The sequence below is a fragment of the Streptomyces sp. NPDC101225 genome, from assembly GCF_044767585.1.
GTDB lineage: Bacteria > Actinomycetota > Actinomycetes > Streptomycetales > Streptomycetaceae > Streptomyces.
Genome location: NZ_JBIWOE010000059.1, coordinates 39,027 through 45,318, shown reverse-complemented (window position 1 = coordinate 45,318; position 6,292 = coordinate 39,027). Strand labels below are relative to the sequence as shown.

The 6,292-nt window shown below is 71.4% G+C and carries 6 protein-coding genes; 3 read left to right on the top strand and 3 right to left on the bottom strand.

Annotation, left to right across the window (positions count from 1 at the left end):
* Positions 1 to 260, bottom strand: a 260-nt coding sequence (locus tag ACIRPX_RS42300) for a sigma factor (RefSeq protein ID WP_404205437.1), incomplete at its 3' end; no start/stop codon positions are given.
* 262 nt (positions 261 to 522) lie between these two features.
* Between ACIRPX_RS42300 and ACIRPX_RS42295 the strand changes: the two genes are divergently transcribed.
* Together ACIRPX_RS42295 and ACIRPX_RS42290 are read left to right on the top strand one after the other, a co-directional pair.
* Positions 523 to 2,103, top strand: a complete 1,581-nt coding sequence (locus tag ACIRPX_RS42295; protein ID WP_404205436.1) for an AMP-binding protein — start codon at positions 523 to 525, stop codon at positions 2,101 to 2,103.
* A gap of 85 nt (positions 2,104 to 2,188) precedes the next feature.
* Positions 2,189 to 3,373 (top strand): alpha/beta fold hydrolase, encoded by a 1,185-nt coding sequence (locus tag ACIRPX_RS42290; RefSeq protein WP_404205435.1) that lies wholly within the window; start codon positions 2,189 to 2,191, stop codon positions 3,371 to 3,373.
* Between the two features lie 213 nt (positions 3,374 to 3,586).
* On the opposite strand, the gene ACIRPX_RS42285 is transcribed toward ACIRPX_RS42290, so the two are convergent.
* On the bottom strand, positions 3,587 to 4,051 hold the full coding sequence (locus ACIRPX_RS42285) for a hypothetical protein (protein WP_404205434.1): 465 nt from the start codon (positions 4,049 to 4,051) through the stop codon (positions 3,587 to 3,589).
* Positions 4,052 to 4,269: 218 nt separating this feature from the next.
* The gene (locus tag ACIRPX_RS42280; RefSeq protein ID WP_404205433.1) at positions 4,270 to 5,502 is read right to left on the bottom strand and encodes an alpha/beta fold hydrolase; all 1,233 of its coding nucleotides are present in this window, start codon (positions 5,500 to 5,502) and stop codon (positions 4,270 to 4,272) included.
* A gap of 233 nt (positions 5,503 to 5,735) precedes the next feature.
* Between ACIRPX_RS42280 and ACIRPX_RS42275 the strand changes: the two genes are divergently transcribed.
* Positions 5,736 to 6,245 (top strand): hypothetical protein, encoded by a 510-nt coding sequence (locus ACIRPX_RS42275; RefSeq protein ID WP_404205432.1) that lies wholly within the window; start codon positions 5,736 to 5,738, stop codon positions 6,243 to 6,245.
* Positions 6,246 to 6,292: the final 47 nt, after the last annotated feature.

Genomic DNA, 6,292 nt, shown 5'->3' with positions numbered 1-6,292 from the left:
AGGATCCAGTTGACGGCCGTTCCCCGCTCGGGGCGGTAGCGCGGAGCGGTCCGCCACACCTCCACCAGCACCTCCTGCGCCACCTCCTCCGACTGGGCCCGGTCCCTCACCACGGCCCGCACGACACCCAGCACCCCGCCCGCGACGGCGTCGTAGACCCCGGCGAAGGCCTCCTCGTCACCCAGGGCCACACGGCCGACGAGTTCCTGCAGATCGGGCTCTGTCGATGGATCTCTGCCGACATGTACTGCTTCCTTCACCGAGAGCCTCCGTCATCGCGACATGTCCACGCGTAATCCGTTCCCGCGCGGACCGCGGATTGGTCGCGGTGATGCCGAACGGGCTGGTGGTGCGGGCGGGAAAGGACCCGTCTGCCGCTGCGCCGGCCCCCTTGCGCGTGGGTCGGGCGACCCCTCAGTGCGTCCTCAGGGAAGGCTCAGAGTTCCGCCAAGCGACGGCCCGGCGGCGGGCTCGATCATCGAGGCGTTCAGGCGGCACAGCCATCCGAGGGACGGAGACCTCATGATCTACACAAGTATGCGCCCGGACGTCGGCGTCGTCGATCACCCCCTGCACGCGTGGGTGCTCGGCGACGCGGCGCGGCGTGGGACGCGGCCGGCGATGGTGGACGTCTCCAGCGGACGCACCCTCACCTACGCCGAGCTGGCCGGGCTGGTCGGCAGGCTCGCGGCGGGTCTTGCCGCCGAGGGCATCGGCAAGGGCGACGTGGTCGCGTTGCACTCGCCGAACACGATCCTGTTCCCCGTGGTCCTGTACGCCACCACCACCGTGGGCGGGACGGTGACCACGCTGTCGCCGCTGGCCGCGCCGGACGAGATCGCCAAACAGCTGATCGACTCCGAGACGCGGCTGATGGTGAGCGTCTCGGCGCTGATCGAGTCCGCGCGGGCGGCCGTCGAGGTGGTCCGGCGCATGACCGGCCGGGACATCGAGATCCTGGTCTGCGACAGCGCCGAGGGCCACCGTCCGGTGCTCGGGCTGCTCGGTGACGGCGATGTTCCGGCCTACGAGTTCGACGCGGCCGAGGACGTCGCCGTGCTGCCCTACTCGAGCGGCACGACGGGTGTGCCCAAGGGCGTGATGCTGACCCACCGCAACCTGTGCACGAACCTCGAGCAGATGGCCGGCCTGCATCAGGTCGAGGAGGGGGACCGGGTCATCGCGATCCTGCCGTTCTTCCACATCTTCGGGTTGACCGCGCTGGTCAACGGCGCCCTGCGGCGCGGTGCGACGGTGTACGTGCACGCGCGGTTCGACCTGGAGGCGTTCCTGACCAGCCTGGAGCGCGACCGGATCACCCACGCGTACGTGGCCCCGCCGGTGATGCTGGCGCTGGCCAAGCACCCCGCGGTCGGGAACGTGGACCTGTCGGGTCTGCGGCGGATCATCTGTGCCGCGGCGCCGCTGGACGCCGGGGTGCAGGCGGCGGTGGCGGACCGGCTGGGCGTGGAGGTCGGGCAGGGGTACGGCATGACGGAGCTGTCCCCCGTCTCGCACCTCCACGCCGACGGCAACCTCGGCGAGCCCGCCGCCTGCGTGGGGCACCTGCTCCCGTCGACGCAGGCGCGGCTGGTCGATCCCGACACCGGTCTGGACGTGGCGGAGGGCGAGCCGGGCGAGGTGTGGATCCGGGGGCCGCAGGTGATGAAGGGCTACTTCGGCCGCCCCGAGGCCACCGACGCGACGGTCGACGCCGACGGGTGGCTGCACACCGGTGACATAGGCCGGGTCGACGAGGACGGGAACTGGTTCATCGTCGACCGGGTCAAGGAACTCATCAAGTACAAGGGCTACCAGGTGGCGCCGGCCGAACTCGAAGCGATCCTCGTGCAGCATCCCGGCATCGCCGACGCGGCCGTGATCGGCGTCCACGACGAGGCGGGGGGCGAGATACCCAAGGCGTTCGTGGTGCCGATGACCGGGGTGTCGATATCCGCCGCCGAGGTGATGGCCCATGTCGAGGGCCAGGTGGCTCCGTACAAGAGGATCCGGCGGGTCGAGTTCATCGAGGCGGTGCCGAAGGCCGCCTCCGGCAAGATCCTCCGGCGCCGGCTGCGGGACCGGGAACCGGCCCGCTCCTGAGGCCGCGGCCGTCCGCGCCGGCCCCGGCCCGTGCCCCGACCTGACCCAACTGCCCGCTAATGAAAGGATGTTGTAAGGTTTTTGTGTGGACGGCGCGGTGTACCGGTTCGGGCAGTACGCGTTGGACGCGGACCGCCGCAGGCTCAGCTGTGACGGGCTGCGGGTCGATGCCGAGCCCCGGGCCCTGGAGTTGCTGTGCCTCCTGGTCGAGCACCGCGATCGTGTCGTGTCCGAGGACGAGCTGTGCGACAGGATCGGTCGCGGAGGCGCCGTCAGCAGGACGGCGCTGGCGGCCTGGGTGCGCACGGCCCGGCTAGCGATCGGTGACAGCGACAGCGGACAGCAGCTCATCCGCACCGTGAGTCCGCACGGCTACCGGTTCGTGGCCGGTGCGACCGTGGCGTCCGGCGGCGGACCGGCCCCGGGGGCCGATCACGAGGTCATCCGTTTCTGCCGGTCCGCGGACGGCACGCGGATCGCCTACGCCCTGACCGGCGAGGGGCCGCCCCTGGTGAAGACCGCCAACTGGCTGACCCATCTCGACCTCGACCGCACCATCCCGATGTGGGCCCACTGGTTCGACGGCCTCACCCGTGGCCGGCAGCTCCTCCGCTACGACGAGCGCGGCTGCGGCCTCTCCGAGTGGACGGTGCCCAGCTTCACCCTCGACGACCTGGTCGACGATCTCGACACCGTTGTCAATGCCGCGGGGCTCGACCGCTTCCCCCTGCTCGGCGTGTCACAGGGCGGCGCGGTGGCCGTCGCCTACGCCGTGCGCCACCCCGAGCGGGTCAGCCGGCTGGTCCTCACCTCGGCCTACGCCCGGGGGCAGCAGATCCGTGCGGTCAGCGACGACGAGCGCGACGCCGCCGAGGTCGACCTCAACATCGCCCGCGCCGGATGGCGTTCCCAGGACAGCAGCTTCCTGCGCTACTTCGCGTCCCAGTTCCTCGCCGACGCCACGCCCGCGGAATGGGACGCGTTCGCCGCCTACCAACGGCAGACGACCTCCCCCGCCAACGGCCTGCGCTTCCTGGAGGAGTTCACCCGCATCGACGTCTCGGGCATCGCCGATCAGGTGGCCTGTCCCACGCTGATCGTCCACTCCCGCGACGACGCGCGGGTTCCCGTGGCACAGGCCCTGGAACTGGCCACGCTGATCCCCGACAGCCGGCTGGTCCTCCTGGAGGGCCGCAACCACCTGTTCACGGCCACCGATCCCGCCTGGCCGACCTTCCTGTCCCACCTGCACACCTTCCTGTCCGAGTAGCCGGGACCCGCGCGCGACGTGCCGGCGCACGGCGGACGGGGACCGTCGGAAGGCGAACCGCGGGAGTCCCGCCGTCCGAAGCGCGGACGGCGGGACTCCCGTACCAGGGCCCCCGGGCGGGTTTCGAAAGTCCCCCTGCCCGGCGGGCGCCTGGCACGCAGGCGCCCGCCGGACCCGCCCCGCGGGCGGACGACGCTCCTTTCGGAGCGCGCCCTAGCCGATGACGATGTCGCAGTCGGCCCGGCCGTGGTCGGCGATGGCGGCGAAGTCCGCCTGGATGTTCGGGTCGTACGCCTCCGAGCTGATGGTGCGGGTCTTCTTGCCGGGTACGCCCTTCTTCCCGGTCGCGTGCGTGACGGACGCGGCGTCCCAGTTCAGGTCGCAGGTCCAGTGGAAGGTCCGGCTGAGGAGGTGCGAGTTGTGCCCGCTTCCCGTGATCGACCAGTTGCCGTCCGCCTTCACCACGAACGTGACGTCACCGCTGACACCGCGGCTGCTGTCGCCGGTGGCGAAGGTGACGGACTGGCCGTCCGCCGAGACGATCTTGGTGGTGTCGTTGGCCTGCGCGGGGAGCGTACCCAGCGTCAGGGAGCCCACGGCGGCCCCCGAGGCGATCAGCAGCGCCAGCCCCCGTCGAGTCCCGATGAGGCCGGGCTTCCTGGTGTTGTCGAATCGCATGTCTGTCCTTTTCTCTCGTGTCTCGCCTCTTGATCAGCGCCGGGCGGGGGAGCGATGTGTGCCGAAGTGCCCCTCCGTGCGGCGTGGTTCAAGCTTCGGTCCCGTCACGGGTCCGGACCTTGGGGGAGGTCTGAGGCTTCTCTGAGGGCGAGCTGAGGGGGCGCGTCCTCAGCGAGCCGGCCGCCCGGCGCGGCCTCGGCCGGCCACCGGACCGCGGGTCACTCGGCCAGGAAGGCGTCGATGTGGGCGAGGAACTCGTCCCAGGCCGGCTCGAACGCGGTGAGCAGGTGGTTACGGCTCTTGAGCAGGACCAGCCGGCTGTCGGGGATCAGCGCGGCCAGTTCACCGGCCTGCGAGGCGGGCACCCGTTCGTCGTCCCGCGCGTGGATGATGAGCGTCGGGCACTGCACCCGGTGGGCGATGTCGGACACGTCGATGTGGGCGAACTGCTCCAGGAACCGGACCCCGTTGGCCGGCGAGGTCGTCTGCCGCTGGAAGGCGGTGAACTCGTCCCATTCCCGCTGCGTGCCCTCGGGCAGGAACTGGGAGGCGAAGACCCGCAGGAACCGGGGGTCCTGGTGGATCCACCCCACCCGCGCCAGATCCAGGTCGAGGGCCGCCTCCTCGCGCTCGGCCTCGCCCTGGGCCCGGACCTGACGTCCCCGGGCGTAGGCGCCGGCGAGGATCAGCCGGCTGACCCGCTCGGGGTGGCGCACGGCGTAGGCGACCGCCACCGCGCCGCCCTGTGACACGCCGAGCAGGGGGAAGCGGTCGAGCCCCGCGGCATTGACAACGGTGTCGAGATCGTCGACCCAGTCGTCGAACGTGAAGCCGGGCACGTCCCAGTCCGACAGGCCGCAGCCGCGCTCGTCGTACCGGATCAGCCGGCGGTCGCGGGCCAGGCCGCGCAGCCAGTGCGACCACACCGGTGTCGTCCATTCCAGGTCGAGGTGGGTCATCCAGTTGGCCGCCTTGAGCAGGGGCGGCCCCGAACCGACGGAGGCGTGGGCGATGCGGGTGCCGTCGTCGGCCCGGCAGAACCGGATGGTCTGGTGGTGGGCGCCGACGGGGCCGTCCGCGGGGGGCGGCTCGGCACCGCCCTGCTGCACGGACGCGGCCGAAGGGCCGCCCGCCACGGCCGTGGCCTCGGCCACGAACTGGTATCCCCGCCGGTGCACGGTACGGATCACCTGCTGGCGGCTGCCGGTGTCGCCCACGGCCAGCCGCGCGGTCCGCAGCGCCGTGGTGAGGGCGGCCTCACTGACGAAGCGGTCGCCCCACACCTCGTCCAGCAGCTCGTTCTTGGTCACCACCCGGTCCCGGTGCGCGACCAGGTGGCACAGAAGGTCCAGGGCGCGAGGCTCGACGTGGACCGACTCGCCGGCCCGGCGGAGCTGGTGCCGGGTCAGGTCCAGCTCGTATGCACCGAATCGGTACGTGTCCCCCTCCACCTTTGCAGCGTACAACCCGCCTTCATGGGCGTACACATGACCGATTGCGCCCGGGAGCCCGGAGGCCGGGCACGCCACGCGCGGACCTCGACCGGCCGGGCACGGAACGTCGCCGGAAGGCGGCATCAAAATCGCATAAAGATTGCCGGAAACCGGCAATGAATCGGGCGGTCTCTCCATGTCAGGATTCCGTCAAGTTGGAGATCAGCGGCAATGGAGAGGGGGCGGCGCGCATGGCCTGGTTTCTCGGAATCGGCATCACGGGGGTCGTGCTGCTCGCTCTGTCGCTGGTCTTCGACGGGCTGCTGGACGGCGCGCTCGACGGCGCGCTGGGCGGTGGCCTCGACGGGTGGCTGTCGCTGCCGGTCGTCGCCGGGTTCCTGGCGATGACCGGTTTCGGCGGAGTCATCGCCCAGGCGGCCACGGGGGTCGGCCCGCTGGGAGCCACCGGCGTCGGCGCACTGTCGGGGGTGGGCACGGCTTGGCTGACGTATCGCTTCAGCCGTGCCCTGATGCGTGACCAGACGTCGGTGGCACCCACCGGGAACGACCTCGTCGGTACCTCCGGCAGCGTGGTGACGGCCATTCCCGCCGACGGGTTCGGCGAGGTGCTGCTGCATCTCGCGGGCCAGCCGGTGAAGCTCGCCGCGCGCAGCGCGGCACCGGTGGCCAGGGGTGCCGAGGTGTGGGTGGAGGCGGCTCCTTCCGCCACCTCCGTCCTGGTCCGCCAGGTCGACCACTGACTTACCGGCGTCGCCGTCCCGCCCTTCTCTTCGTTTTCCGCAACCGT